The organism is Buttiauxella selenatireducens (assembly GCF_031432975.1).
Lineage (GTDB): Bacteria > Pseudomonadota > Gammaproteobacteria > Enterobacterales > Enterobacteriaceae > Buttiauxella > Buttiauxella selenatireducens.
The window spans coordinates 2321884-2346423 of the sequence record NZ_CP133838.1; the positions used below are offsets into that span (position 1 = coordinate 2321884).

Below are 24540 nucleotides of genomic sequence, written 5' to 3' on the forward strand. Positions count from 1 at the left end.
TATTTGCACGGTCGCCCATACCCGAAATCCCTTCAAATATGGGCTGGATGGTTAACTTTCACGGTGAACGCTTAACCCGGCAAATGTCTGGCTAACGGGCATCATTTCAAGCGTATTGATGTTGACGTGTTTAGGCAGCGTTGCGACCCACCAAACCGCTTCCGTTACGTCTTCAGGCGTTAACGCATTGGCATTTTCATACGTTTTTCCGACTTTTTCGTCATCGCCTTTGAAACGCACATTGGAAAACTCAGTACCGCTGACCAAACCAGGTTCAATATCGGTTACGCGGATCGCGGTTTTATGCAGATCTACACGTAAGTTCAGGCTGAACTGGCGCACAAATGCTTTCGTCGCACCGTAGACATTCCCACCCGCGTAAGGCCAGTTACCTGCGGTAGAACCGATGTTGATAATATGCCCACGATTACGTTCCACCATGCCAGGAAGCACGGCGCGAGTCATATATACGAGACCTTTGTTGTTGGTATCAATCATTGTTTCCCAGTCATCTGGGTCAGCTTTATGAGCCGGTTCCATACCGAGTGCCAGGCCTGCGTTATTCACCAGCACATCAATATTGCGCCACTCTGCAGGTAACTGTTCCATCGCGAGTTCAATAGCCGCGCGGTTGCGCACATCGAGCTGCAGCGTAAGGATGCTTTCACCCAGTTCTTCTTTGAGCTCTTGCAGACGTTCATTACGGCGGCCAGTGGCAATCACTTTGTGGCCTTGTTGTACGAAACGACGGGTGATGCTCTCACCAAATCCGGCGGTGGCGCCGGTTACCAGAATAATCATCTCACTGTTCCTCAACGCTTTTATGTCGTAATACCTTAGCACGCTAAGGCTGTTAGTGATAATTCAACTTTTAGCTAAAAACAACGTAGAAACTGCCTGCGCGTTGCTGGTGCAGCGACGTCAATAATGTGCAATTTGCTGGTGCAAGAAATCCCACAATGTGTCGTGTCCGAACTCATGATACCAAAATGCAACCGGTTGCGCCTCAAGGCAACCGATTGCATAGGTAATGGTTGCGCAAATGTTGCGCAATAGTGATAAATATAATCTAAGCTGCTGTTATAAAACTGATTAAACCCAAACTTCAACATGGCATCAACATTGCAATATTTAACTCACTCTTCACAAAACCATTACAGGTATGACGATGACAGTTAATTACACGCAAGTGCTACGCGGTCAGTTTTTCGATATGACCCAAACCGGAACACGTCCTGACGAGTTGCTGGCGAATGCGCGTCATCACGAAGATGCATTGCTGTTCATTGATGGCGGTACGGTGTTGGCGTTGTTGCCATGGGAAGAAGGGCGCAAGCATTTGCGTGGCGAGAGTGATTATGTCGATTATCGCGGTAAATTGATTCTTCCCGGATTTGTCGATACCCACCTGCATTATCCGCAAACGGAAATGATCGGGGCCTATGGTGAGCAACTGCTGGAATGGCTACAGACCTATACTTTTCCGGTTGAGAGTCAATATCAGGACAGCTCGCACGCGGCGAAGATGTCGGCATTTTTCCTCAGCCAACTCTTGAGTAATGGCACCACCACAGCTTTAGTTTTTGGCACGGTACATCCGCAGTCGGTGGAGGCACTTTTCAGTGCGGCAGAACATCTCGCCATGCGGATTATCGCCGGTAAAGTCATGATGGATCGCAATGCACCGGAATACCTGACAGAAACGCCGGAGCAAAGTTATCAACAAACGCGTGAGCTGATTCAACGCTGGCATAAAAAAGGGCGTCTGAACTATGCACTCACGCCGCGATTTGCCCCGACGTCTTCGCCGGAATTGCTCAAAATGGTACAGACCCTGCGCGAAGAGTTTCCTGATACCTGGCTGCACACCCATTTGAGTGAAAACAGTGCAGAAGTGGAATGGGTGAAGAACCTGTGGCCGGAGTCCGAAAGCTATCTTGATGTCTATCACCAGTACCAACTGACCGGAAAACGCAGCGTATTTGCCCATGCCATTCATTTGCAGGAGTGTGAATGGGATTGTCTGCACCGTACCGAATCGGCCATCGCTTTTTGTCCGACCTCCAATCTGTTTCTGGGAAGCGGTCTGTTTAATCTGAAACAGTGCCATGAGCGGGGGATCCGCATGGGGATTGGCACCGACGTGGGCGCAGGCACAACATTTAATATGCTGCAAACCCTCGCAGAAGCTTACAAAGTCGCCCAGTTGCAAGGTTACCGACTGTGTGCCAGCGAGGCGTTTTATCACGCCACGCTGGGAGGGGCTCACGCACTGGATTTGGATGACAAAATCGGCAACTTCTTGCCGGGTAAAGAGGCTGATTTTGTGGTGCTGGACCTGGCGGTCACGCCATTACAGAAACTGCGGCATGCCAACAGTCGGGATATTTATGAACAATTGTTCGTGCTGATGACGCTTGGCGATGACCGCAACATTTGGCACACCTGGGTTAATGGCAAATGCGTGTGGCAACGCGGCACGCTGGAGGTTGCGGCATGATCCAATTTTTGCTCAATCAAACAGTCAAGACGCTTGATGATATTGACCCGAACACTACCGTGTTGAACTGGCTGCGAGACAGCGAACATCGCTGTGGCAGCAAAGAAGGGTGCGCTTCGGGTGATTGTGGTGCGTGCACGGTCGTTCTCGGGCAAGTTGATGGCGAGAAAATGCGTTATGACACCGCCAATAGCTGCATCATGCTTGTCAGTCAGCTTGAGGGTAAACAGTTGCTGACAGTGGAAGATTTATCAGAGGGGGGGAATTGCACCCCGTTCAGCAGGCGATGGCCGATTGCCATGCTTCACAATGTGGTTTTTGCACCCCCGGTTTTGTGATGTCAGGTTTTGCATTGCAAAAGAAAAACAGCGACCCGCAGCTTCATGATATTGAAAAGCAACTCGCGGGAAACCTTTGCCGCTGTACCGGCTATCGCCCGATTATTCAGGCGATGCAGCAAAGTTGTGGCGCGTATACAGACTTGTTTACGCGAGCAGAGCCGCAAACCGTTGCGCGCTTAAAGTCGCTGCATAAACCTGCGGTCGCCGAGTTAGTCAAATCCAACCGATGTTTACTGCCAAAAACCGTTCAGCAACTGGCGCAGCTCTATCAGCAAACTCCGCAAGCACGTTTGCTCGCGGGGGGAACCGATCTGGCGCTGACCATTACGCAACAATTCCAGACGCTGCCGCTGATTATCGCGCTTAGCCAGGTGGATGAGCTCAAAACCATTTCCGTCACGGATAGCCACATTCGTATTGGCGCAATGGCGACATTGCAGGCGTGTCAGGAGATTTTGCAGCCACTTATCCCGGCGTTTGCACAGGTGCTGGAGCGCTTTGCATCACCGCAAATTCGTCATCACGCGACGCTTGCAGGCAACCTGGCTAACGCCTCACCTATAGGGGATGGTGCGCCGATGCTGCTGGCGCTCGGTGCCAGTCTCGAACTGCGATGTGCTGAGACCGTTCGCAATCTGCCGCTTGACGAATTCTTCCTTGGCTATCGCAAAACCGCTTTGCAGGCAGGTGAGTTTATCAGTGCGGTGATCATTGAGCGGGACGCGATTTCTCCAACGTTCAGCGCATGGAAAGTCTCCAAACGGTTGGATGATGATATTTCTACGGTGTTTGGGGCGTTTAATCTCCAGTTTGAGGCAGGAGTGGTGACACGAGCACGGCTGGCATTTGGTGGTATGGCGGCGGTTCCGGCACGAGCAAAAGGGGCTGAAAATGCACTAATAGGTTTGCCGCTCAATCCGCAAACACTGGCTCAGGCGTGTGCCGCGCTGGTTGCGGATTTTCAACCACTCAGTGATTTCCGGGGTTCCGCAGCATATCGTCTGAAACTCGCGCAAAATCTGCTCAGGCGTCTGGCGCTACAACTCGCCGAGCCGACTCACGCTCTGGAGGTACAGCATTATGTCAACTAATCCAGTGCGCCTGTCAGAACAGGCTTTAATCGAGCAGTTCTCTCGCAAATTGCACGGCGGCGCAGGCGAAAGCCGCAAACATGAAAGTGCGGATAAGCAGGTTAGCGGTAAAGCGGAATATATCGACGACAAACTGACGTTACCCGGAATGCTGTACCTGTGCCCGGTTCTCAGCCAGCACGCTCATGCACGGATCCTCAATATCGATACCTCCGCATGTTACGCCATTGCTGGCGTGGTACGCACTTTTGGCTGGCAGGATGTGCCGGGCGAGCTGGATATTGGCCCACTCGCACCAGGCGACCCGCTGTTTGCCCGCGACAAGGTTGATTATCACGGCCAGGTTGTCCTGACGGTGGCGGCCGATACACCAGACGCGGCGCGAGCAGGGGCGCAGAAGGTGGTCATCGAATATGAAATTCTCGAGCCGGTGCTGGATGTCGAAGAGGCTTTACGGCGTGAACTTTACGTTCAGGAACCGCATGTCCATCAACGTGGTGATGCCGATACCGCGCTGGCCAACGCGCCGCACCGTATTCAGGGGCAATTTCACATTGGGGGCCAGGAACACTTTTATCTTGAAGGGCAGATTGCTGTGGTACAGCCAGGGGAAGATGGCTGCGCAACGGTCTGGTCATCCACCCAACATCCGACCGAAGTGCAAAAGCTGGTGGCGTCGGTGCTTGGTGTAACAATGAACAAAGTCACGGTGGATATGCGCCGTATGGGCGGCGGGTTTGGTGGCAAAGAAACCCAGGCGGCAGGAGTTGCCTGCCACGCAGCACTGGCGGCTGTATTAACAGGGCGCCCAGCCAAAATGCGTCTTTCACGGCGTGACGACATGCGTATGACAGGTAAACGGCATCCCTTTTTTGTGCGTTATGACGTGGGGTTTACTGACGAAGGTCGACTCAATGGCGTGAAAATCGATCTGGCCGCCAACTGCGGGTATTCACTGGATCTATCAGGATCGATCTGCGATCGCGCGATGTTTCACGCCGATAATGCTTACTACCTCGGTGATGCACGAATTACCGGATATCGTTGCCGCACCAATATGGCGTCCAATACTGCCTTCCGGGGATTTGGCGGGCCGCAGGGTATGGTTGCCGTTGAGCAGATTATGGACCACATTGCGCGCGAGCTCGGCCTTGATCCGTTGGACGTTCGCAAGCTCAATTATTATGGCGACACCGAGCGCAATGTGACGCACTACCATCAAACCGTTGAACACAACATCATGCCGGAAATGACCCGCCAGCTTGAGATCAGTGCCGACTACTCTCAGCGTCGTGCGGATATAAACGCGTTTAACCGCACAAGCGCGGTGCTAAAACGGGGTCTGGCGCTCACGCCGGTAAAATTTGGCATCTCCTTTACCTCCAGTTTTCTTAACCAGGCAGGGGCGTTAATACTGATTTATACCGATGGCACCGTGCAGCTTAATCATGGTGGGACAGAAATGGGCCAGGGGTTGAATACTAAAGTGGCGCAAGTGGTCGCTGAGGTGTTGCAAATTCCTGTCGAACAGATTCAGGTCACCGCCACCCATACGGGGAAAGTGCCCAATACCTCGCCGACGGCCGCATCATCTGGCGCGGATCTTAACGGTAAAGCAGCAGAAATCGCAGCGCTCACGATAAAACAGCGGCTGATAGAAATGCTCTGCCGTTTGTATGATTGCGAAGCCGAAGATGTGGAGTTTCGTAACGGCGTGGTGAAAGTCCAGGGGCGGTATTTTAGCTTTAGTGAAATCACAAACCTGGCCTGGCTGAACCAGGTCCCGCTGTCTGCCACGGGGTTCTACACAGTGCCGGGCATTCATTACGACCGCACAAAGGGTCGCGGGCAGCCGTTCTATTACTTTTCATTCGGCGCGGCCTGTTCGGAAGTCATTATCGACACGCTAACCGGAGAGTATCGCCTGTTGCGAACGGACATTCTCCATGATGTTGGCAATTCGCTGAATCCCGCACTCGACATCGGGCAAATCGAAGGCGGTTTTGTACAAGGCGCAGGCTGGCTGACTTGCGAAGAGTTGGTGTGGGATGACAAAGGACGGTTACTGACCGATAGCCCGATGAGTTACAAAATCCCGGCAATTAGCGATGTGCCAGCCGACTTACGGGTGAAGCTGCTTGAAAATCATGCCAATCCGCAACACACCGTTTACCGTTCTAAAGCCGTTGGTGAACCACCATTTATGCTGGGGATTTCCGTCTGGAGCGCCTTACAGGACGCCGTAGCCAGCGTAACTGACTACCGTAAACACCCAATGCTGGATGCGCCCGCCACACCGGAACGCGTATTCTGGGGTTGTCAGGAGGCACCATGAACGATGACGAATGGATAAGCATTCTGATGCAACTGCGCGAGCGTCGCGAACCGTGTGTGTTGCTGACGGTACTGGCTGATAAAGGATCGGTGCCGAGAAACTGTGGCACCAAAATGATTGTTGGGCATGAGCACGCTTATCTGACTATCGGCGGTGGGCATCTGGAATATCAATGTATCGCCATGGCACGCGCGATGCTGGACAAGCACATTTCAGAGCCACATACCGAGCATTTTAATTTGGGCGCAAGGCTTGGGCAGTGTTGCGGAGGTATGACATCGGTGCTCTTTGAACCACTGATTCAGGCGCAACCGCAAATGACCGTTTTTGGCGCAGGCCATGTCGGGCAGGCGCTGGTAGCGTTGTTATCAACGTTACCCTGTCACATTACCTGGGTTGATGAACGTCCGGACCTGTTCGCCTGCGCCCCCAGGGGGGTGAAAACGTTACAGGCAGAAGAGCCGCTGGATGCCGTACACGCGGCACCTGCGCAGAGCTATTTTATCGTGATGACCCACAGCCATCCGCGGGATCTGGAGTTGACCGAAGCGATACTGAAGCGTGGCGACTACCGCTACCTGGGGCTGATTGGATCGCAGACCAAACGTCAGCGCTTTGAGTATCGGCTGGCGGGGAAAGGAATAACACCTGATCAACTGAGTACATTGCGCTGCCCGGTGGGGTTGCCGGATGTAAAAGGTAAACTCCCGGCAGAAATTGCTGTAGCTATTGCCGCTGAAATTATCGCGGTGTATCAGGCGGCGAAGGTTAACGGTGGATGACGCTCACGCGTATCCGCCCTACAATCAATACATCTTTTTCGTAAGGTGGGAACGCAAAGCGGCTTCCACCTTCCTGTTGGCCTCGCTTCGGGAGTTCAGGATGTTGTCAGACAATCCGTTTTACCACCTCAGTTTATTGCCTTATCAAGCCCCTCATTTTGATGACATCAAAGATAGCCACTACCGTCCGGCTTTTGACGAAGCCAAACGCATTAAACGTGAGGAAATTGCGGCGATAGCTCACGACCCCGCAGAGCCTAACTTTGAGAACACCTTCCTCGCGCTGGAAAATACGGGCCACATGTTAGGGCGCGTTACCCAGGTTTTCTTCGCGATGACCGCTGCAAATACCAATGACTACCTGCAACAACTGGATGAAGAGTTTGGCGCCGAGCTGGCTGAGTTAGCGGATGAAATGCGCCTGAATGCCGTGCTGTTTTCGCGTTTAAATGACGTGTACCAGCGTCGCCTGACACTGGAACTTGATGACGAATCTCTGCGTTTGATAGAGGTCATCTGGCAGAACTTTACCCTCGCGGGTGCCACTCTCAGCGAGGATAAAAAAGCGCGTTTGAAGGTGCTGAATAAAGAAGCTGCACAGTTGAGCAGCCAGTTTAATAATCGTCTGCACGCAGCCAATAAAGCCGCTGCTCTGGTGGTTGATGACGTTCAACTTCTTGATGGGTTAACTTCTGCAGAAATTGCCGCGGCAGCACAGCATGCCAGTGCTAAAGGACTGGAGGGGAAATACGTCATTCCGCTGCTCAATTTTACCCAACAACCCGCGTTGCAATCTCTGAGCAATCGTCAGACGCGTGAAAAACTGTTTAAAGCAGGTTGGGAGCGGACTCAGCACGACGACAGCCACGATACACGCGCCATTGTCGCTCGTCTGGCGACGCTGCGTGCGGAACAAGCGCAACTGTTGGGATTCGAGAGCTATGCCGCATGGAAAATTGCCGATCAAATGGCGCAAACCCCGCAGGCAGCATTACAGTTTATGCGAGACATCGTGCCCGCAGCGACCGCTCGAGCACAACGCGAATTAGCCGCTATTCAACAGGTTATTGACCAGCAGCAAGGTGGTTTCAAAGCGGAAGCCTGGGATTGGGCTTTTTATGCTGAACAAGTCAGACTCGCGCAATACGACCTCGATGAAGCGCAAATCAAACCCTATTTTGAACTGAACAATGTGTTAACCAATGGCGTCTTTTGGGCGGCGAGCCAGCTTTTCGGCCTGAGTTTTGTTGAACGTTTTGATATTCCCGTTTATCACGACGATGTGCGGGTATGGGAAATCTTTGATAAAGACGGGCGCGGTATGGCGCTGTTCTATGGCGACTTTTTTGCCCGTGACAGCAAAGGCGGCGGCGCATGGATGGGCAACTTCGTGGAACAATCTACGCTGCTGGAAAACGCACCGGTGATTTACAACGTTTGTAACTACAGTAAACCGGCAAACGGGGAGGCGGCGCTTATCTCCTGGGATGACGTTGTGACGCTTTTCCACGAGTTTGGCCATACGTTGCACGGACTGTTTGCTACCCAACGTTATGCGACGCTGTCGGGTACCAACACCCCACGCGATTTTGTTGAGTTTCCGTCGCAAATTAACGAACACTGGGCGCGCCAGCCGCAGGTTTTCGCAAACTATGCGCGGCATTACCAGACCGGCGAGCCGATGCCTGAAGCCCTGAAAGAAAAGTTATTCCGTGCTGCGCAATTCAATAAAGGCTACGACATGACGGAACTCCTCAGCGCCGCATTGCTGGATATGAACTGGCACAGTTTGCCTGCGGGCTGCGTAGTGGATGAGGTAACCGCGTTTGAAGCGCTGGCACTCCATCGCGAGCATATTGACTTGCCGGCAGTACCTCCTCGTTATCGCAGCAGCTACTTCGCGCATATCTTTGGCGGGGGTTACGCCGCTGGATATTACGCTTATATCTGGACACAAATGTTGGCGGATGATGGCTACCAATGGTTTGTGGAGCAAGGCGGGCTAACGGCGCACAACGGCCAGCGTTTCCGCGAGGCGATTTTATCCCGTGGCAATAGCCAGGATCTTAAAGCGTTGTATAACGAGTGGCGGGGGCATGCACCGTACAGTGAACCGATGCTGGCAAATCGGGGTTTAGCAGACTAACCCGTGCTGATAAAAAAATGCGCCTTCGGGCGCATTTTTTGTCGTTAATAAATTTAGACCGGAATCGGGCGGGGTTTACCCGCGGGGTCCACCGCCACATAAATGAAAATGGCTTCTGTTGCTTTGTAACGCTGACCAATAGGTTCGGAAGAGACTTTTTTCACCCAAACTTCCACGTTAATCGTGATGGAACTGGTTCCGCGTTTTACGCATTTCGCATAGCAACACACCACATCGCCCACAGCGACCGGCTTGAGAAATGTCATCCCATCGACACGAACGGTGACTACGCGGCCTTTTGCGATTTCTTTTGCCTGAATTGCGCCACCCATGTCCATTTGTGACATCAACCAGCCACCAAAAATATCGCCGTTGGCGTTAGTATCAGCAGGCATTGCCATTGTGCGTAATACCAATTCCCCTGAAGGAGTGTCTTGCTGGATCATTTGTCTTCCCGATATGTATAGATGTCATTCATCATAGCTTTGATGTCTCTGCCTCTAGTTTAATACGTGTAAGCCTCTGTAAGTAGCATTAATGTCTAAAGGGGTTTGTTTTATGGCTGGCAAAATCAGCTCCACCTAAAAACGACACAGCTCTCAACATGAAGAAATATCTACTTATCGCTTTCAGCCTGCTCGCGTTATCCAGTCAATCCAGTTTCGCGGGGACCAAAACCTTGGTGGATTATGGCGTTGTTCAACAGAGCACAATTATTAGCAGCCAGAATCGCTCCCATCCGCTGCGAACCATGGCAGCGGGTGCCGCCGGTGCTGCAATAGGTAATCAGTTTGGCGGGGGATCCGGGAAGACTATCATGACGGCCACTGGCGCAGTTGCTGGGGTGGAAGCTTCACGTAATCGTCAGGCCAGGCAGCAAAGTGCCCAGACCGTGAACCTGACTATCAAGACCAATAGTGGGCAAATCATCCAGGTGGTGCAGGACTATAACGGAACGCTCACCTTCAACAAAGGTGACAAGGTGCGTATTCTCACCTCCGGTTCGAATACCACCGTTGATAAGTCCGTATGATCTAAACAACGGCACGAGCGGTTAATCGAACTCGGTTGAAATAAAAAAAGCACACGTCTGGTAAGGATACCAATGTGTGCTTTTTTTGGGCCTTGAAGCCGGAGGCTTATTTCTCTTCTTGCGGCATATGCTTATAGATGTACACGCCGCTGAGCAGGGTAAATACCAGTGTCGCAGCCGTCAGGCCGAACACTTTAAAGTTGACCCAAACGCTCTGTGGAAGCCAAAAAGCGACGTAAATATTCACCGCACCGCAAGCGATAAAGAACAGCGCCCAGGCAATGTTCAGGCGCGACCAGACGGTTTCTGGTAGAGAAATTTCCTTTCCTAACATCCGTTGAATTAACGGCTTGCCCATCACAAATTGGCTAATCAGCAACGCGAGAGCGAACAGCCCGTAAATCACCGTCACTTTCCATTTAATAAATTCATCATTATGGAAGAACAACGTCAGGCCGCCGAACACAGCAACCATCAGGAAAGTAATCAACGCCATCTTTTCCAGCTTGCGGAATTTGTACCAGCTGTAGATCAGCGCAAAACCGGTTGCGACGATCAATGCGCCGGAAGCGACGTAGATGTCATACATTTTGTAAAATGCGAAGAAGACAATCAGGGGAGGAAGTCGAGAAACTGCTTCATAATCTGTTCCGTAAAATGACTCCTGAGCGCTGAAAGCCAGGCTCAGGAGCAGGTGTAAGTTATTGGCGAATCAGCATGTACAGGCGGAATAAATAGATGAGCAATACTGCTGAAATAAGATTGCTTATCGTATTCGCTATCACCGCGCCAATAGAGGGGGATAGTGCCGCAAACGAAGATGCGAGCATCAGCAGTGCGGTCTTCGCCAGCAACCAGCTAATCACTGCTGGCGCAACAAGGCGCATATTTGACCAGGCAAGACGCATACTGCTGCGCAGTGACTGGAAGACCCCCGCTTTATCCTGAACAACCATAATCGGTGCGAATGAAAGCAAAATCGCTAACAGCACGCCCGGCACGACGATCAACATGATGCCAATCTGCACTAGGAAAGTCGTCAGGAACATCAGAATAAAGATTTTAGGCAACACAGGAGCCGAAGTGCCAATGGCACGAAGCGCACTCACACGTTGCCCGGCACTCACCATCTGGATTAGCACCAGCACGCTACCTGCAAGGATAGCATTGCCGATCAGGCCAGAAAATGTCGAAGCCGCAGAGGCTCTGAGTAACATTTGCTGCTGCTCTGGTGTCATGTTCTGCACAAGGTCAAACAGCCCAACGCTATTCGATAAATTGTCTCCTTCACTAAGGATAGACAGTTGCTCGTCGCTGGGTGAAAAGGCGTGACCGATCACAACCGAAATAAAAGCACAAAGTAACGCGATCAGTAAGACAGTAACAAACTGATTGCGTAGAAAATTCCCCGTGTCACGGTACACAGAACCTGCCGTGATAGACATGCACTCTCCTTGATGTTGCGCGGTTAAAAATCAGCGGCCAATTGTACCCTGGATGAAGGGCGGTGGCACCGACAAGATGTAAGCCTTAAGTAAGTTACTGTCAGCGAGAAATATTGATCTGGGTAGGGTATAGCGTTTTATCCATAAGTTGACATATATGAACCATAATCTGGCATAGCCTGAATCTTCACTGTGAGTTCCGATTTATTTAACAAAGCCAGCTAACGTTGCAAAATGGCGGTTGTGTGATTTTTTCGTGGCATGGTCAATTGTTCCTAAGGTTTTACTAATGTTTTTAACCTCCGTCATTCGCGAGCAGGATATTTTCTTAGTAAAGCCCCGATCCGCCACATTTTTTACCTTTCTTTAAAAATGATAACCATTTTCATTATCATTCCGAATGCGCTGTGGTGTAATCCGCGTCGCTATGCATTCTGGTGTTATGTACTCATTTTTATGAAGGATTAACTTATGAAATTTGGCGTATCGTCCCTTTGCTCCATCGCAGTAGTGACTTCATCTATTCTGCTGTCGTCATTTGCCAGTGCGGCGGATAACAACGAAGGAATCGTGGTTTATAACGCCCAGCATGAAAATCTGGTTCAGTCTTGGGTCGATGGCTTCACCAAAGAGACGGGCATCAAAGTCACTCTGCGTAACGGCGGCGACAGTGAGTTAGGCAATCAACTGGTGCAGGAAGGCAGTGCGTCGCCTGCGGACGTTTTCCTTACCGAAAACTCTCCTGCGATGGTACTGGTTGATAACGCGAAATTATTCGCACCTCTGGATGCCGATACCCTTGCGCAGGTCGCTCCAGCATATCGTCCGGATCATGGGCGCTGGATTGGCATTGCCGCCCGTAGCACCGTGTTCGTGTATAACCCTGCAAAACTGAGCGAAGCGCAATTGCCAAAATCCTTAATGGATTTGGCTAAACCTGAGTGGAAAGGGCGCTGGGCTGCTTCCCCGTCAGGTGCTGATTTCCAGGCGATCGTGAGCGCCGTTCTGGCACTAAAAGGCGAGAAAGCAACGCTGGATTGGCTGAAAGCAATGAAAACAAACTTTGTTGCTTATAAAGGCAATAGCACTGTCATGAAAGCCGTGAACGCAGATCAAATTGATGGTGGGGTGATTTATCACTATTACCGTTTTGTTGACCAGGCCAAAACTGGCGAAAACAGCAAAAACACACAACTCCACTACTTTAAACATCAGGACCCGGGCGCATTTGTCAGTATCTCTGGCGGCGGTGTTCTGGCTTCCAGCAAGCATCAACAGCAAGCTCAGGCCTTCGTGAAGTGGGTGACCGGTAAATCTGGTCAGGAAATTCTGCGTACTAACAATGCGTTTGAATATGCGGTCGGTAATAACGCGGCATCTAACCCTAAACTGGTTCCACTGAAAGATCTGGATGCGCCGAAAGTTGAGCCGTCATCACTCAATAGCAAAAAAGTCATTGATTTGATGACTGAAGCTGGCCTTCTTTAATAAATGCAGTGGTGAGTGCCTGATGTCCGTGGTTAACGTTACAGAGAGTCCCAACATACAGATCCGTGATTTACAGCGGCGTCCTGCATTTTTGATGGTGCTGCTCGCGATCTTTTTCTCAATGCTATCGCTGATCCCCCCCGTTTTTGTCATTGTTATTGGATTTGACACCGGCTGGGAAACGGTCAAGGCACTCATATTCCGTCCTCGTGTTGCTGAGCTTCTCAGCAACACACTGCTCTTAGTGATTATCGCCGTCCCGCTTTGTATCTTCACGGGGACATTGCTCGCCTGGCTGACTGAAAGAACGACGCTTGCCGGAAGGCGTATCTGGTCGATGCTGGCCGTCGCTCCCCTGGCAATCCCGGCTTTTGTGCAAAGTTACGCGTGGGTCAGTGCGGTGCCGTCGATGCACGGTTTATCCGCTGGGGTCTTTCTGTCTGTACTGGCCTATTACCCCTTTATTTATCTGCCTGTGGCGGCCGTACTTCGTCGTCTCGACCCCACATTAGAAGATGTCGCCGCTTCGCTGGGTACACCGCCCTGGGCGGTATTTTTCCGTATTGTCCTGCCGCAGCTTAAGCTCGCAATTTGGGGTGGGGCGCTGCTAGTGACGTTGCATTTGCTGGCGGAATACGGGCTGTACGCGATGATACGTTTTGATACCTTCACCACCGCTATTTACGACCAATTTCAATCGACGTTTAGCGGCCCAGCGGCGAATATGCTGGCGGGTGTTCTGGCCTTGTGCTGTCTGGTGTTCCTTACCCTCGAAGGGGCTACTCGTGGCAAAGCTCGTTACGCGCGAGTGGGAGCGGGTTCGCCGCGTCAGCAAAATCATCTGCGTCTGAACGGGCTGCTGAGCATTTTAGGTCAGTTATTCCCATCGGCGATCATACTGCTGGCTTTCGTGGTGCCGATTGCGGTGCTGTTGCGCTGGTTATGGTTGGGGGGAATAGAAAACTGGAACCAGCCCGAACTCTGGTCCACTCTGCGCCAGACTCTGCTGCTGGCCTCTGCGGGCGCATTGGTCATTATTCTTGCAGGTATTCCCATCGCCTGGCTTTCGGTGCGCCATCCGCGTCCGCTGTACCGCGTGCTTGAAGGGTGTAATTACTTTACCAGTTCATTGCCCGGCATTGTGGTTGCACTGTCGCTGGTCACAGTAACCATTCACTACATGCGCCCCATCTATCAGACAGAAGTCACACTGTTTCTGGCTTACTTGCTGATGTTCACGCCGAGGGCGTTGATAAACTTGCGCGCCGGGATTGCTCAGGCGCCTGTAGAACTTGAGAATGTCGCTCGCAGTTTAGGTAAAACCCAGGCCGCTGCCATCGGGAGCATTACCTTACGCCTTGCAGCTCCGGGTGCCGCCGCAGGTGCTGCTTTAGTATTCCTCGGGGTGACCAATGAGCTGACTGCAACGCTTTTGCTATCACCGCCAGGCACGCGCACGCTTTCGACCGCCTTCTGGGCGCTGACCAGCGAAATTGATTACGTTGCTGCCGCCCCTTATGCGCTGCTGATGGTCCTTATTGCACTGCCGTTAACCGGTATTTTATATGTGCAGTCTCAAAAACTGGCGGGTCTGTAAGATGATTGAACTAGCGAATATTTCCAAAAAATTTGGCCAGACATCCGTGCTGGAAAATATCAATTTATCTGTCGTGCCTGCCAGCCGGACGGTGATTGTCGGGCCATCTGGTTCGGGAAAAACCACATTACTGCGCATTCTTGCGGGGTTTGAAACGCCAGATAGCGGGCGAATTACTCTGTCGGGTAAAACGCTTTTTGATGAAAACACGTTTATTCCGGCGCATCAGCGTGGCATTGGTTTCGTTCCGCAGGAAGGGGCGCTTTTCCCACATATGAAAGTGGGGGATAACATCGCGTACGGTCTGACAGGGTCCCGTCATGAAAACCGCCGCCGCATCGCTGAACTGATGGAGCTCGTTTCTCTTGACCGTCATCTGCAAGACCACTGGCCGCATGAAATCTCAGGCGGACAACAGCAACGCGTGGCGCTGGCTCGCGCGCTCGCACAAGAACCGGTGCTGATGTTGCTCGATGAACCGTTCTCAGCGCTCGATACCGGGCTGCGTGCAGCGACCCGAAAAGCGACGGCTGAATTATTGGCATACGCCGGAGTGGCCTCGATTCTGGTGACTCACGATCAGCATGAAGCGCTCTCCTTTGCCAGCCAGATTGCGGTCATTCGCGATGGCCGTTTTTCCCAGGTCGGTTCGCCGACAGAGGTTTATTCACAACCCGTGGATGAAGCCACCGCACTGTTTCTCGGCGATGCGTTGATTTTCTCCGCGCAAGTCAGCAACGGTTTTGCACACTGTGAGCTGGGTACTATTCCTGCGGACAACCCGCAATTTACCGGTGACAAACGTATTATGCTGCGCCCGGAGCAAATTATTATTTCTGCATACCAGGCCGATGCTGAAACTCATCACGCTGTCACCATCAGCGATGTGGATTTTACCGGTTACCTTTCAACACTGACGCTCAACTCTCCCGCATGGACCGCGCCGCTACAGATTAAAACGGTCAGTCAGCAAAAGTGGCAGGTGGGGATGCAAGTTAAACTGGCGATTACTGGTCACGCCTGTGTCCTGGCGGATTAAGATGACAAAATCGTCATCTTAGCGCCTCCCTGTTTGTCGGAAAGCCCAAGGTAAAATGTAGTTGCGGCGCATTACATCGCTAAAGGAATGAAAGAAAACGATTTTGTGGTTGATGTTGCCAACAACGGTGTTGATGGTCTGCACTCAGCGAATTGCTCGCAAGAGTACGCGTGATCATGCGCAGTCAGGCCGTTCACGCGCCAGTAGTGGAAGAGTCAGTATTGCAAATCAGCACCTTGCAACTCGATTTTCTAAAGCATCGGGTATCGCGTGCAGGGAAACGTATTGAGCTTACGCAAAAAGAATTCCTACTCTTAAGTCTGTTGATGCGTCGTAGCGGCGAGGTGCTCTCGCGAACATGGGCCTTAACTTTGGCCTGACAAATGAGAGTTAAATAAAATTGATCGCGGCAATCTTATGGTCAGTCTTCCAGTTTAAGCAAAATGTGGAAAAATTAATCTAGATCATTAAATGTTAAATTAGCCAGTAAAGTGTGACCGAATCAAGATCACTTTGTACTCAATAATGAGTATATTCAGCCCGCTTATAAAACCATAACAAGGAGAGGGCTATGAAAAAACTGTCTGTGGCGTTACTCGCATTAACCTGTTTGTCAGGTGAAGCGCTGGCACATCAACAAGGTGAGTTCTTCATGCGTGCGGGTTCTGCTACCGTGCGCCCAACGGAAGGTTCTGACAATGTGCTTGGAATGGGTGGTTTTAGCGTCAGCAACAATACCCAACTGGGGCTGACATTTGATTACATGGTGACGGAAAACATAGGAATCGAGCTGCTGGCTGCTACACCATTCCGCCATCGCGTCGGGTTAGGCCCAACAGGTGACTTAGCCACTGTACGTCAACTGCCGCCAACGCTGATGGCACAGTGGTACTTTGGCGATTCGAAAAGCAAAGTACGTCCATACATTGGTGCGGGCATCAACTACACCACCTTCTTTGATGCCGATTTTAACCAGACGGGCAAAGACGCCGGTTTAAGCGACCTTAGCGTCAAAGACTCGTGGGGTGCAGCGGGTCAGGTGGGGCTGGATTATATGGTCAATCAGAACTGGCTGTTGAATATGTCAGTCTGGTACATGGATATCGACACCGAAGTGAAGTTTAAAGCTGGTGGCGAACAGCAGAATATCAAGACACGCATTGACCCGTGGGTGTTTATGTTCTCTGCGGGTTACCGCTTCTAAAGTACTTCAGCAAAACCCCTGCAAAACTGGTCATTATATGGCCAGTGTTTTCGAATACATTTTGTTACCTATCTTTTCAATGACACATCGTTGGTGGTATTTTGATACTCTTCACGACGCTCGAGGAATATCAAAAATGACCAAAGAAGAAAAAGTCATGTTTTTAATGCGTTTAGCTGTCGATACACATAACGCTTATCGATCTGCTCAAATAACCACTAGTCAAGCATTCACCGCTGCATCCAACCCAATGAAGCTAATTGGCGAATTCTATTCTCGCTATGAAGAATTTTTCGACGAAAAAATCAAGGAGTAGAAACCTATCTTCTGGCAGTGTATTGCTTAATTAAATGCAATAACTTGATATGAGTTGTTTGGGCTGAACGTCACGAGCGGGCGGCTCACTTCATAAAACTTCCAAAATCTCAGAACTGATAATCCCGAAAAAGCTCTCGATGCAGGCTATATCGATCTACAGGCTCGCGTGTATTGAGGTGACGGCAAAGTACGCGTCTATGTTCAGGTGGGCTTAAAATCTATCTTCGAACCAATGCGTAACCTGGGATAAAGGGTGAGAAATTATTTCAATATCGAAGATTAACGCACCCCATAGTAGGGAAATCAGTGCAAATGCCGCAGCGGTAATAACCTTAAACAACTTCAAACTCTCCGGTAGAAAAAACCAATAGTAGGGATAATGTCCAATAGACTATAGGAAAAACAGGAGCAATGCGTGCAAGTTTGATGGCCCGCACAAACATTTCATGTACACAAGTATTTTTGTAAAACATGTACCTTGAACTGTCGGTGTTTATGTTCTCTGAAGGTTATTGATTATGACGTTCTGGAAACAATAAAGGCCGGAATGGCTCCGGCCAATCAATCTTCTTATGCTGTGTGAGTTGCTGCTTTCAGTGCCTGCACAAAGGCTTTCAGCTCGCTTAGCATCACATCCGGTTTATCAAGGTTCTTCTCGATAATTTTCACGATGGCGGAACCTGAAATCGCCCCGGCAGCGCCCGCAGCAATCGCATCTTTAACTTGCGATGGTTCGGAAATCCCAAAGCCTTGCAGTGACGGTGCCGCACCAAATTCAGTCAGCTTTTCTACCAGATGATGCAGTGGCAACTGGGCGCGAGTTTCCGCTCCCGTCACACCCGCACGAGACAGCAGATACGTATAACCACGGCCATGAGTTGCGATTTCACGTAGCAGCGCGTCATCCGCATTCGGTGGACAAATGAAGATTGGCGCGACGTTGTGGCGCATTGCGGCCTGACGGAATGGCGCCGACTCTTCAATAGGGACATCCGCAATCAGCACGGAATCAACGCCAACTTTTGCACACAACGCATAGAACTCATCAATGCCACGGTTAAACACCAGGTTTGCGTACATCAGCAAACCAATCGGAATGGTTGGGTGTTTCTGGCGAATTGCCGCCAGCATTTCAAAGCATTGTGTTGGCGTCACACCTGCGGCAAATGCGCGCAGTGCTGCGTTCTGAATGGTTGGGCCATCTGCCAATGGGTCGGAGAAAGGAATACCCAATTCCAGTGCGTCAGCTCCCGCTTCAATCAGTGTGTCGATTATCTTCAAAGACTGTTCTGGTGAAGGGTCGCCAAGGGTGACGAAAGGAACAAAAGCACCTTCCTTGCGAGCTTGCAACTGTTCAAATGCGTGTTGATAACGTTCCATTAAATTTCCCCTCGTGCTTTAAGGATGTCGTGAACAGTGAAGATATCTTTGTCACCACGGCCAGAGAGATTCACCACCAACAGTTGTTCTTTTTCTGGGTTTTCTTTCATCATTTTTAGCGCGTGAGCCAGCGCGTGAGAAGATTCCAGCGCAGGAATAATCCCTTCTTTGAGGCACAGCGTTTTGAAGGCTTCCAAAGCTTCGTCATCCGTAATCGAAACATAATCCGCACGGCCAATGCTGTTCAGGTGCGCATGCTGCGGCCCAACAGAAGGGAAGTCCAGACCGGCAGAGATGGAATAAGACTCTTCGATTTGGCCTTCGTCCGTTTGCATCATTGGCGATTTCATACCGAAGTAAATCCCCACGCGACCATGTTTCAATGGCGCGCCATGCTCACCGCTTTCGATACCGTGGCCAGCAGGTTCAACACCTATCAGACCGACTTTCGTTTCTTCGATGAAATCAGCAAACATGCCGATAGCATTCGAACCGCCGCCCACGCAGGCGATTACTGCATCCGGCAGACGGCCTTCTTTTTCAAGGATCTGCGCTTTGGTTTCCTCGCCAATCATGCGCTGGAACTCACGCACGATAGTTGGGAATGGGTGCGGGCCTGCTGCAGTACCAAGCATATAGTGTGCGGTGTCGTAGCTACCAGACCAGTCGCGGAGCGCTTCGTTACATGCATCTTTCAACGTGGCGGAACCGCTGTGTACTGGGATCACTTCCGCACCCATAAGACGCATACGGAACACGTTTGGTGACTGACGCTCAACGTCTTTTGCACCCATGTAGATACGGCATTTCAAGCCGAGCAGGGCGCTGGCTAATGCCGACGCCACACCGTGTTGACCCGCGCCGGTTTCTGCGATGATTTCAGTTTTACCCATTTTCTTCGCCAGCAACGCCTGGCCGAGCACCTGGTTAGTTTTGTGCGCGCCGCCGTGCAGCAAATCTTCACGCTTTAAATAGAGCGTAGTTTTCGTGCCAGCGGTCAGGTTTCTGCACTTGGTCAGCGCTGTTGGACGGCCCGCGTAGTTTTTCAGCAGGTCGTTAAATTCAGCCTGAAATTCTGCATCGCTTTGTGCCGCCACAAACGCTTCTTCAAGCTGGCGCAGTGCAGGCATCAGGATTTGCGGTACATACATACCGCCAAACTCACCAAAATAGGGATTAAGTAATGTCATGATATTTTCCTTAGTAAGCCCGCAGCGTCTGGAAGACGGCAGCCAGCTTGTTAGCATCTTTAATACCCGGTGCGCTTTCGACACCTGAGTTGAAATCTAAACCTGCGCAACCCGTTTTAGCTGCATCCACGCAGTTGTCTGCACCTAAACCACCCGCCAGAATCACGTTTTCCAGATTCTGCCCTGCGAGCAGTGACCAGTCGAAACGTTGGCCGCTACCGCCCTGGCCGTTATCGAACAGGTATTTGTCGACGTGGTTTAAATCACGAGCAGGCAAACTCTCTTTCACGCTTAATGCTTTCCAGATTTGTACATTTGCCGTAAGGGCCGCACGAAGAGCGTCTATATACGCTTGGTTTTCTTCACCATGCAGTTGCACAGCGCTAAGAGAGAACAGCGCGGCTTTTTGTACGACCTCGTCAATCGCCGTGTCACGGAATACGCCAACATATTTCAGTGCGGCGGCTTCGATGACCGAGGCGGCAGTTTCATCGCTGATAAAACGCGGTGAGGCAGGAACAAAAATCAGGCCGCCATAAATGGCACCCGCTTCAAACGCTGCGCGCGCATCTTGCGGGCGAGTCAGGCCGCAGACTTTGTTACTGCCCAACATGACGCGACGAACCGCCGCATTCAGGTCGTCTTCGCTCATTAAGGCTGAACCAATCAGGAAGCCGTTGGCAAAATGGCTGAGTTCGCGGATTTGCCCATAGTTGCTGATACCGGATTCGCTGATCACCGTTACGCCGTGACCCAGGCGAGGTGCTAACTGGCGAGTTCGATTCAGGTCGATGGATAAATCACGCAGGTCGCGGTTGTTAATGCCGACGACTTTTGCTTTCAGTGCAATAGCCCGTTCCAGTTCTTCTTCATTGCTCACTTCTGTCAGCACGCCCATATTCAGACTATGTGCAACGGCTGCGAGCTGGCAGTATTGCTCATCGTTAAGCACCGAGAGCATCAGCAGACAGGCGTCGGCCTGATAAAAACGAGCCAGTAGAATCTGATACGCGTCGATAATGAAGTCTTTGCATAACACTGGTTGCGTGACGATATCGCTAACAATCGGCAGAAAATCAAAACTTCCCTGGAAATACTTCTCGTCGGTTAGAACGGAAATAGCGGAAGCATAGTGTTTGTACACGCCGGCAATGCGAGCCGGATCAAAATCATCCCGAATCACGCCTTTTGACGGAGAAGCCTTTTTGCACTCCAGAATGAATGCCGTTCTTGCACCTTGCAGGGCGTGATAAAAGTTGCGTGTTGCCGGTACAATGTTGTTCTGGAAACTTGCCAGGGGTTGCTGTTGTTTACGTGCTTCAACCCATATCGCCTTGTCGTCGACGATCTTCTTTAATACGGTTTCCTGCATGACTTATCCTCTTCCTGCCAGTGCTGTTACCCGGTCGTATGCCGCGCCGCTGCGCAGCACTTCCAGCACTCGTTGTGCATTCACTTTAAGATCTTCTTGTCCATGCAGACGCATCAACATGGCGACGTTTGCCGCGACTGCAGACTCATGAGCGGTCTCACCTTTACCTTGTAACAGGCGGGTGAGAATGTCACGGTTTTCTTCCGGTGTGCCGCCTGCAAGCTGATCCTGATGATAGGCAGGTAGGCCAAAGTCTGCGGCTTCCAGTTGATAACTTTTGATTTCCCCGTCGTGCAATTCAGCAACTTGCGTCGTGGCGTGCAGAGAAACTTCATCCATTCCACCGCTGTGTACGACTGCTGCACGTTTGTAACCCAGCACGCGGAGAGTTTCTGCAATGGGCAGAACCAGTTCTGCGCTGTAAACGCCGATCAATGCCATTTGCGGATGCGCAGGGTTAATCAATGGCCCCAATACGTTAAACAGGGTACGCGTCTTTAACTGTTGGCGCACGGGCATCGCATGTCGGAAACCAGTGTGGTATTTCGGTGCAAACAGGAAGCAAACGCCCAATTCATCTAACGCTTTGCGCGAAGTTTCAGCACTCATTTCGAGGTTGATCCCAAATGCGGCTAATAAGTCTGATGAACCTGATTTACTGGAAACGCTGCGGTTACCGTGTTTGGCCACTTTCAATCCGACCGCGGCAGCAACAAATGCGCTGGCGGTGGAGATATTTATGCTGTTGCTGCCGTCACCACCGGTCCCGACGATGTCGGCAAACGGATAGTCAGGGCTTGGGAATGGCGCTGCGGCTTCGAGCAACGCGGTAGCTGCGCCTGCGATTTCGTTCGGATGCTCGCCGCGCACTTTCATACTGACCAGGGCCGCCGCCAGTTGTTCTGGCTTCAGCTCGCCACGCACGATAGCGGCAAAAAGCTGGTGGCTTTCTTCACGGCTGAGAGTTTGCGCCTGGTAAAGTTTGTCGAGAATCGGTTGCAGCGTGTTGGCCTGTTTTAACTTCAGCAGCGCCCAGTCGAGGGTTTGCTCAAGCAGACGAGCACCATGTGTGGTGAGGATAGACTCCGGGTGGAACTGGAATCCACATACACGATCAGCATCGTGGCGCACGGCCATAACCATGCCATCAAAATGGGCGTTGATGGTCAAACCCGCTGGAATGTTGCTGCCGACCAACGAATGGTAGCGCGCAACAGGGAGTGGGTTAGGTAAACCTGCGAACATCGCCTCGCCATCGTGCGAAATGATCGACGCTTTTCCATGCAGGATTTCGCCCGCCTGGCCGACATATCCGCCATATGCTTCAACAATCGCCTGGTGGCCAAGACAAATACCAATAATCGGCAATTTGCCACGCAGTCGCGTTAACAGTTCGGGCATGCAACCTGCTTCACTTGGCGCACCAGGGCCTGGAGAAAGCATCAGTACGGGGTTGTCCATAGTCGCCAGACGTTCAATTAAGGTCTGCGCAGGAACGTGATTACGATAAATAACGACATTGTGACCATTGGCACGCAATTGATCGGCCAGGTTGTAGGTAAACGAGTCGATGTTATCGAGCAGCAGAATGTCAGCCATCAGAAAATCTCCTGTGCGTGATGCGCGGCGGCAATGGCGCGCAGTACAGCGCGGGCTTTGTTGCGGGTTTCGTCAGCTTCGGACTGCGGTACAGAATCCAGTACCACACCAGCGCCAGCCTGAACGGTGGCAATGCCATTTTCAACGTAGGCGGAGCGGATAACGATGCAGGTATCCAAATCGCCATGTGCAGTGAAATACCCCACAGCACCACCGTAACTGCCGCGACGAACGCCTTCTGCTTTGGCAATCAATTGCATCGCACGGACTTTTGGCGCGCCGCTCAGGGTGCCCATATTCATGCAGGCGCGGTAGGCGTGCAGCACGTCAAGATCGTGACGCAATTCACCGACAACGCGAGAAACCAGGTGCATCACAAAGGAGTAGCGGTCGACTTTAGTCAGGTCAGCAACATAACGGCTGCCCGGGGTACAAATGCGCGCCAGGTCGTTACGTGCCAGGTCAACCAACATTAGGTGTTCGGACATCTCTTTATGGTCAGTACGCATTTCCAGTTCAATGCGGCTATCCAGATCGCGGTCAAGAGAACCGTCAGCACGACGACCACGTGGGCGAGTGCCGGCAATGGGATAGATTTCAATCTGACGCGATGCCGCATCATACTTAAGTGAACTTTCAGGCGATGCGCCAAACAGCGTGAAGTCGTTATCCTGCATGAAGAACATGTACGGGCTTGGATTGCTTTTCTTCAGCGTCTGGTAAGCCGCAAGTGGAGAAGGGCACGGCAGTGAGAAACGGCGTGAAGGAACAACCTGGAAAATTTCACCGATGCGAATCGCTTTTTGCATTTTGCGCACCACGTCGCCAAATTCTTCATCGCTCTGGTTGCACTCGCAGGTCATGTGCTCAACTTTCTGTACGGGCAACGCAGCAGGTTCTTGCTGCATTTGCTTGCTCAGTTGTGCAGCACGCTGAATCAAACGCTGTTTTTCTGATGCTGACGGAGTAAATAAGCTGGCCTGGATGCGGGTGCTCTTTTTCTGATGATCGATAACCAGCAGTGTTTCTGCCAAATAGAAACAGTAGTCAGGGCAATTGTTATCTTGCTCAAGGGTTGGCAGTGCTTCAAACCCTGCGACCAGGTCATAGGCAAATAAACCGCCGAAGAACATGGCTTCGCGCTCGTTTTCCGGCACGGTAACCAGTTCCTGCATCAGGCGGAACGCGTCAAATACTGACAGTGAACACAGACGCGCATCTTCATCGAGTAGCGAGCTAACCGCCGGGAAGCGCAGTACGCGGCCTTGAGGAGAGTGTTCGTTTTCAACACCGGCAGGCAGTGCGGCATCAAGCAGTGGGAGCAGTGAAGCGCCGTTCTCTGAAAGTGCGTGAATAGTGACGGTGTCACCTAATGCGGTAATACGTAGCGCGCTGTCGACTAACAGCAGGCTTTTCAAATCGTTTTTACTGTCAATATCGGCGGATTCAAGCAGCAAGGTTGCCGGGCGAGCACCGCAAAGTTGATGGAATACTGCCGTTGGGTTATCCCGATATGGCGCGTCATTAATCAGTAATTCGAGCGCTGGTTTTTGTGTTTGCATGTTCTGCTCTCATATTTTGTTCAAAAAAAGGCCCGCTTAGTTGGCGGGCCTGGTATCTGGGCTGAATTACAGCCATAGCGATTACACTGCCCGTTTTCAGGAAGTACGCCACCAGCTG

At 51.4% G+C, this 24540-nt stretch carries 19 protein-coding genes, 2 pseudogenes and 1 other annotated feature (1 of these 22 only partly in view); of the genes and pseudogenes, 12 read left to right on the forward strand and 9 right to left on the reverse strand.

Translation table 11 applies throughout. The annotated features are described in order from the left end of the window. Positions 1-51: 51 nt before the first annotated feature. Positions 52-801: a bifunctional NADP-dependent 3-hydroxy acid dehydrogenase/3-hydroxypropionate dehydrogenase YdfG gene (ydfG, locus tag RHD99_RS10730; protein WP_183269409.1), complete on the reverse strand. Its 750-nt coding sequence runs from the start codon at positions 799-801 to the stop codon at positions 52-54. Between the two features lie 367 nt (positions 802-1168). Between ydfG and guaD the strand changes: the two genes are divergently transcribed. From guaD to dcp, 5 genes and pseudogenes are all read left to right on the forward strand, one after another. Beyond that, the gene (guaD, locus tag RHD99_RS10735) at positions 1169-2500 is read left to right on the forward strand and encodes a guanine deaminase (RefSeq protein WP_309878741.1); all 1332 of its coding nucleotides are present in this window, start codon (positions 1169-1171) and stop codon (positions 2498-2500) included. Next, positions 2497-3932, forward strand: a pseudogene (gene xdhA / locus RHD99_RS10740) (xanthine dehydrogenase small subunit). Before guaD ends, xdhA begins: the two are co-directional and overlap by 4 nt. Then, the gene (xdhB, locus tag RHD99_RS10745) at positions 3922-6267 is read left to right on the forward strand and encodes a xanthine dehydrogenase molybdopterin binding subunit (RefSeq protein ID WP_309878743.1); all 2346 of its coding nucleotides are present in this window, start codon (positions 3922-3924) and stop codon (positions 6265-6267) included. The pseudogene xdhA and the gene xdhB overlap by 11 nt, the downstream one beginning before the upstream one ends. Then, entirely contained in the window at positions 6264-7049 is a 786-nt protein-coding gene (xdhC, locus tag RHD99_RS10750; protein WP_309878745.1) for a xanthine dehydrogenase accessory protein XdhC, read from the forward strand. The genes xdhB and xdhC overlap by 4 nt, the downstream gene beginning before the upstream one ends. A 100-nt stretch (positions 7050-7149) precedes the next feature. Continuing rightward, a complete protein-coding gene (dcp, locus tag RHD99_RS10755) occupies positions 7150-9195 on the forward strand; it encodes a peptidyl-dipeptidase Dcp (protein WP_309878747.1) in 2046 nt (681 codons plus the stop codon). Between the two features lie 53 nt (positions 9196-9248). On the opposite strand, the gene yciA is transcribed toward dcp, so the two are convergent. Continuing rightward, a complete protein-coding gene (yciA, locus tag RHD99_RS10760) occupies positions 9249-9641 on the reverse strand; it encodes an acyl-CoA thioester hydrolase YciA (RefSeq protein ID WP_183269403.1) in 393 nt (130 codons plus the stop codon). Positions 9642-9799: 158 nt separating this feature from the next. On the opposite strand from yciA, the gene RHD99_RS10765 reads away from it, so the two are divergent. Beyond that, positions 9800-10228, forward strand: coding sequence for an outer membrane lipoprotein (locus RHD99_RS10765; RefSeq protein WP_183269402.1), 429 nt, complete (start codon positions 9800-9802; stop codon positions 10226-10228). Positions 10229-10334: 106 nt separating this feature from the next. Here the strand turns inward: RHD99_RS10765 and RHD99_RS10770 are convergent. Further along, positions 10335-10870: pseudogene (locus RHD99_RS10770) on the reverse strand (septation protein A). A gap of 59 nt (positions 10871-10929) precedes the next feature. Continuing rightward, positions 10930-11673 (reverse strand): YciC family protein, encoded by a 744-nt coding sequence (locus RHD99_RS10775; protein WP_270145252.1) that lies wholly within the window; start codon positions 11671-11673, stop codon positions 10930-10932. Positions 11674-12144: 471 nt separating this feature from the next. Between RHD99_RS10775 and RHD99_RS10780 the strand changes: the two genes are divergently transcribed. From RHD99_RS10780 to RHD99_RS10800, 6 genes are all read left to right on the forward strand, one after another. Then, positions 12145-13161 (forward strand): iron ABC transporter substrate-binding protein, encoded by a 1017-nt coding sequence (locus tag RHD99_RS10780; protein WP_183269399.1) that lies wholly within the window; start codon positions 12145-12147, stop codon positions 13159-13161. Between the two features lie 94 nt (positions 13162-13255). Further along, a complete protein-coding gene (locus RHD99_RS10785) occupies positions 13256-14758 on the forward strand; it encodes an ABC transporter permease (protein WP_374708483.1) in 1503 nt (500 codons plus the stop codon). A 1-nt stretch (position 14759) separates the two neighbouring features. Further along, positions 14760-15797 (forward strand): ABC transporter ATP-binding protein, encoded by a 1038-nt coding sequence (locus RHD99_RS10790; RefSeq protein ID WP_309878750.1) that lies wholly within the window; start codon positions 14760-14762, stop codon positions 15795-15797. 176 nt (positions 15798-15973) lie between these two features. Next, positions 15974-16177 carry a winged helix-turn-helix domain-containing protein gene (locus RHD99_RS24000; protein ID WP_374708484.1) on the forward strand — a complete coding sequence of 68 codons (204 nt, stop codon included), beginning with the start codon at positions 15974-15976 and terminating at the stop codon, positions 16175-16177. Positions 16178-16368: 191 nt separating this feature from the next. Continuing rightward, entirely contained in the window at positions 16369-17001 is a 633-nt protein-coding gene (gene ompW, locus RHD99_RS10795; protein ID WP_183269392.1) for an outer membrane protein OmpW, read from the forward strand. Between the two features lie 136 nt (positions 17002-17137). Then, positions 17138-17317, forward strand: coding sequence for a hypothetical protein (locus RHD99_RS10800; RefSeq protein WP_183269391.1), 180 nt, complete (start codon positions 17138-17140; stop codon positions 17315-17317). A 572-nt stretch (positions 17318-17889) separates the two neighbouring features. Here RHD99_RS10800 and trpA read toward each other — a convergent pair. From trpA to RHD99_RS10825, 5 genes are read right to left on the reverse strand one after another with little or no spacing between them, the layout of a single operon-like run. Further along, a complete protein-coding gene (gene trpA / locus RHD99_RS10805; RefSeq protein ID WP_309878751.1) occupies positions 17890-18699 on the reverse strand; it encodes a tryptophan synthase subunit alpha in 810 nt (269 codons plus the stop codon). Next, positions 18699-19892 carry a tryptophan synthase subunit beta gene (gene trpB / locus RHD99_RS10810; protein ID WP_183270257.1) on the reverse strand — a complete coding sequence of 398 codons (1194 nt, stop codon included), beginning with the start codon at positions 19890-19892 and terminating at the stop codon, positions 18699-18701. Before trpB ends, trpA begins: the two co-directional genes overlap by 1 nt. A gap of 7 nt (positions 19893-19899) precedes the next feature. Further along, positions 19900-21261, reverse strand: a complete 1362-nt coding sequence (gene trpCF, locus RHD99_RS10815) for a bifunctional indole-3-glycerol-phosphate synthase TrpC/phosphoribosylanthranilate isomerase TrpF (protein ID WP_309878753.1) — start codon at positions 21259-21261, stop codon at positions 19900-19902. Positions 21262-21264: 3 nt separating this feature from the next. Then, the gene (gene trpD / locus RHD99_RS10820; RefSeq protein ID WP_309878754.1) at positions 21265-22860 is read right to left on the reverse strand and encodes a bifunctional anthranilate synthase glutamate amidotransferase component TrpG/anthranilate phosphoribosyltransferase TrpD; all 1596 of its coding nucleotides are present in this window, start codon (positions 22858-22860) and stop codon (positions 21265-21267) included. After that, on the reverse strand, positions 22860-24422 hold the full coding sequence (locus RHD99_RS10825) for an anthranilate synthase component 1 (protein WP_309878755.1): 1563 nt from the start codon (positions 24420-24422) through the stop codon (positions 22860-22862). The genes trpD and RHD99_RS10825 overlap by 1 nt, the downstream gene beginning before the upstream one ends. A 22-nt stretch (positions 24423-24444) precedes the next feature. Then, positions 24445-24540: a sequence feature (Trp leader region), on the reverse strand; it runs 2 nt beyond the window's last position.

Coding starts and splice junctions, on each gene's coding strand:
- RHD99_RS10825 (WP_309878755.1), bottom strand. CDS start 24,422: ATGCAAACACAAAAACCAGCGCTCGAATTACTGATTAATGACGCGCCA.
- RHD99_RS10765 (WP_183269402.1), top strand. CDS start 9,800: ATGAAGAAATATCTACTTATCGCTTTCAGCCTGCTCGCGTTATCCAGT.
- xdhC (WP_309878745.1), top strand. CDS start 6,264: ATGAACGATGACGAATGGATAAGCATTCTGATGCAACTGCGCGAGCGT.
- RHD99_RS10800 (WP_183269391.1), top strand. CDS start 17,138: ATGACCAAAGAAGAAAAAGTCATGTTTTTAATGCGTTTAGCTGTCGAT.
- RHD99_RS24000 (WP_374708484.1), top strand. CDS start 15,974: ATGCGCAGTCAGGCCGTTCACGCGCCAGTAGTGGAAGAGTCAGTATTG.
- ydfG (WP_183269409.1), bottom strand. CDS start 801: ATGATTATTCTGGTAACCGGCGCCACCGCCGGATTTGGTGAGAGCATC.
- dcp (WP_309878747.1), top strand. CDS start 7,150: ATGTTGTCAGACAATCCGTTTTACCACCTCAGTTTATTGCCTTATCAA.
- RHD99_RS10790 (WP_309878750.1), top strand. CDS start 14,760: ATGATTGAACTAGCGAATATTTCCAAAAAATTTGGCCAGACATCCGTG.
- ompW (WP_183269392.1), top strand. CDS start 16,369: ATGAAAAAACTGTCTGTGGCGTTACTCGCATTAACCTGTTTGTCAGGT.
- trpD (WP_309878754.1), bottom strand. CDS start 22,860: ATGGCTGACATTCTGCTGCTCGATAACATCGACTCGTTTACCTACAAC.
- RHD99_RS10780 (WP_183269399.1), top strand. CDS start 12,145: ATGAAATTTGGCGTATCGTCCCTTTGCTCCATCGCAGTAGTGACTTCA.
- trpCF (WP_309878753.1), bottom strand. CDS start 21,261: ATGCAGGAAACCGTATTAAAGAAGATCGTCGACGACAAGGCGATATGG.
- yciA (WP_183269403.1), bottom strand. CDS start 9,641: ATGATCCAGCAAGACACTCCTTCAGGGGAATTGGTATTACGCACAATG.
- trpA (WP_309878751.1), bottom strand. CDS start 18,699: ATGGAACGTTATCAACACGCATTTGAACAGTTGCAAGCTCGCAAGGAA.
- RHD99_RS10775 (WP_270145252.1), bottom strand. CDS start 11,673: ATGTCTATCACGGCAGGTTCTGTGTACCGTGACACGGGGAATTTTCTA.
- RHD99_RS10785 (WP_374708483.1), top strand. CDS start 13,256: ATGGTGCTGCTCGCGATCTTTTTCTCAATGCTATCGCTGATCCCCCCC.
- xdhB (WP_309878743.1), top strand. CDS start 3,922: ATGTCAACTAATCCAGTGCGCCTGTCAGAACAGGCTTTAATCGAGCAG.
- guaD (WP_309878741.1), top strand. CDS start 1,169: ATGACAGTTAATTACACGCAAGTGCTACGCGGTCAGTTTTTCGATATG.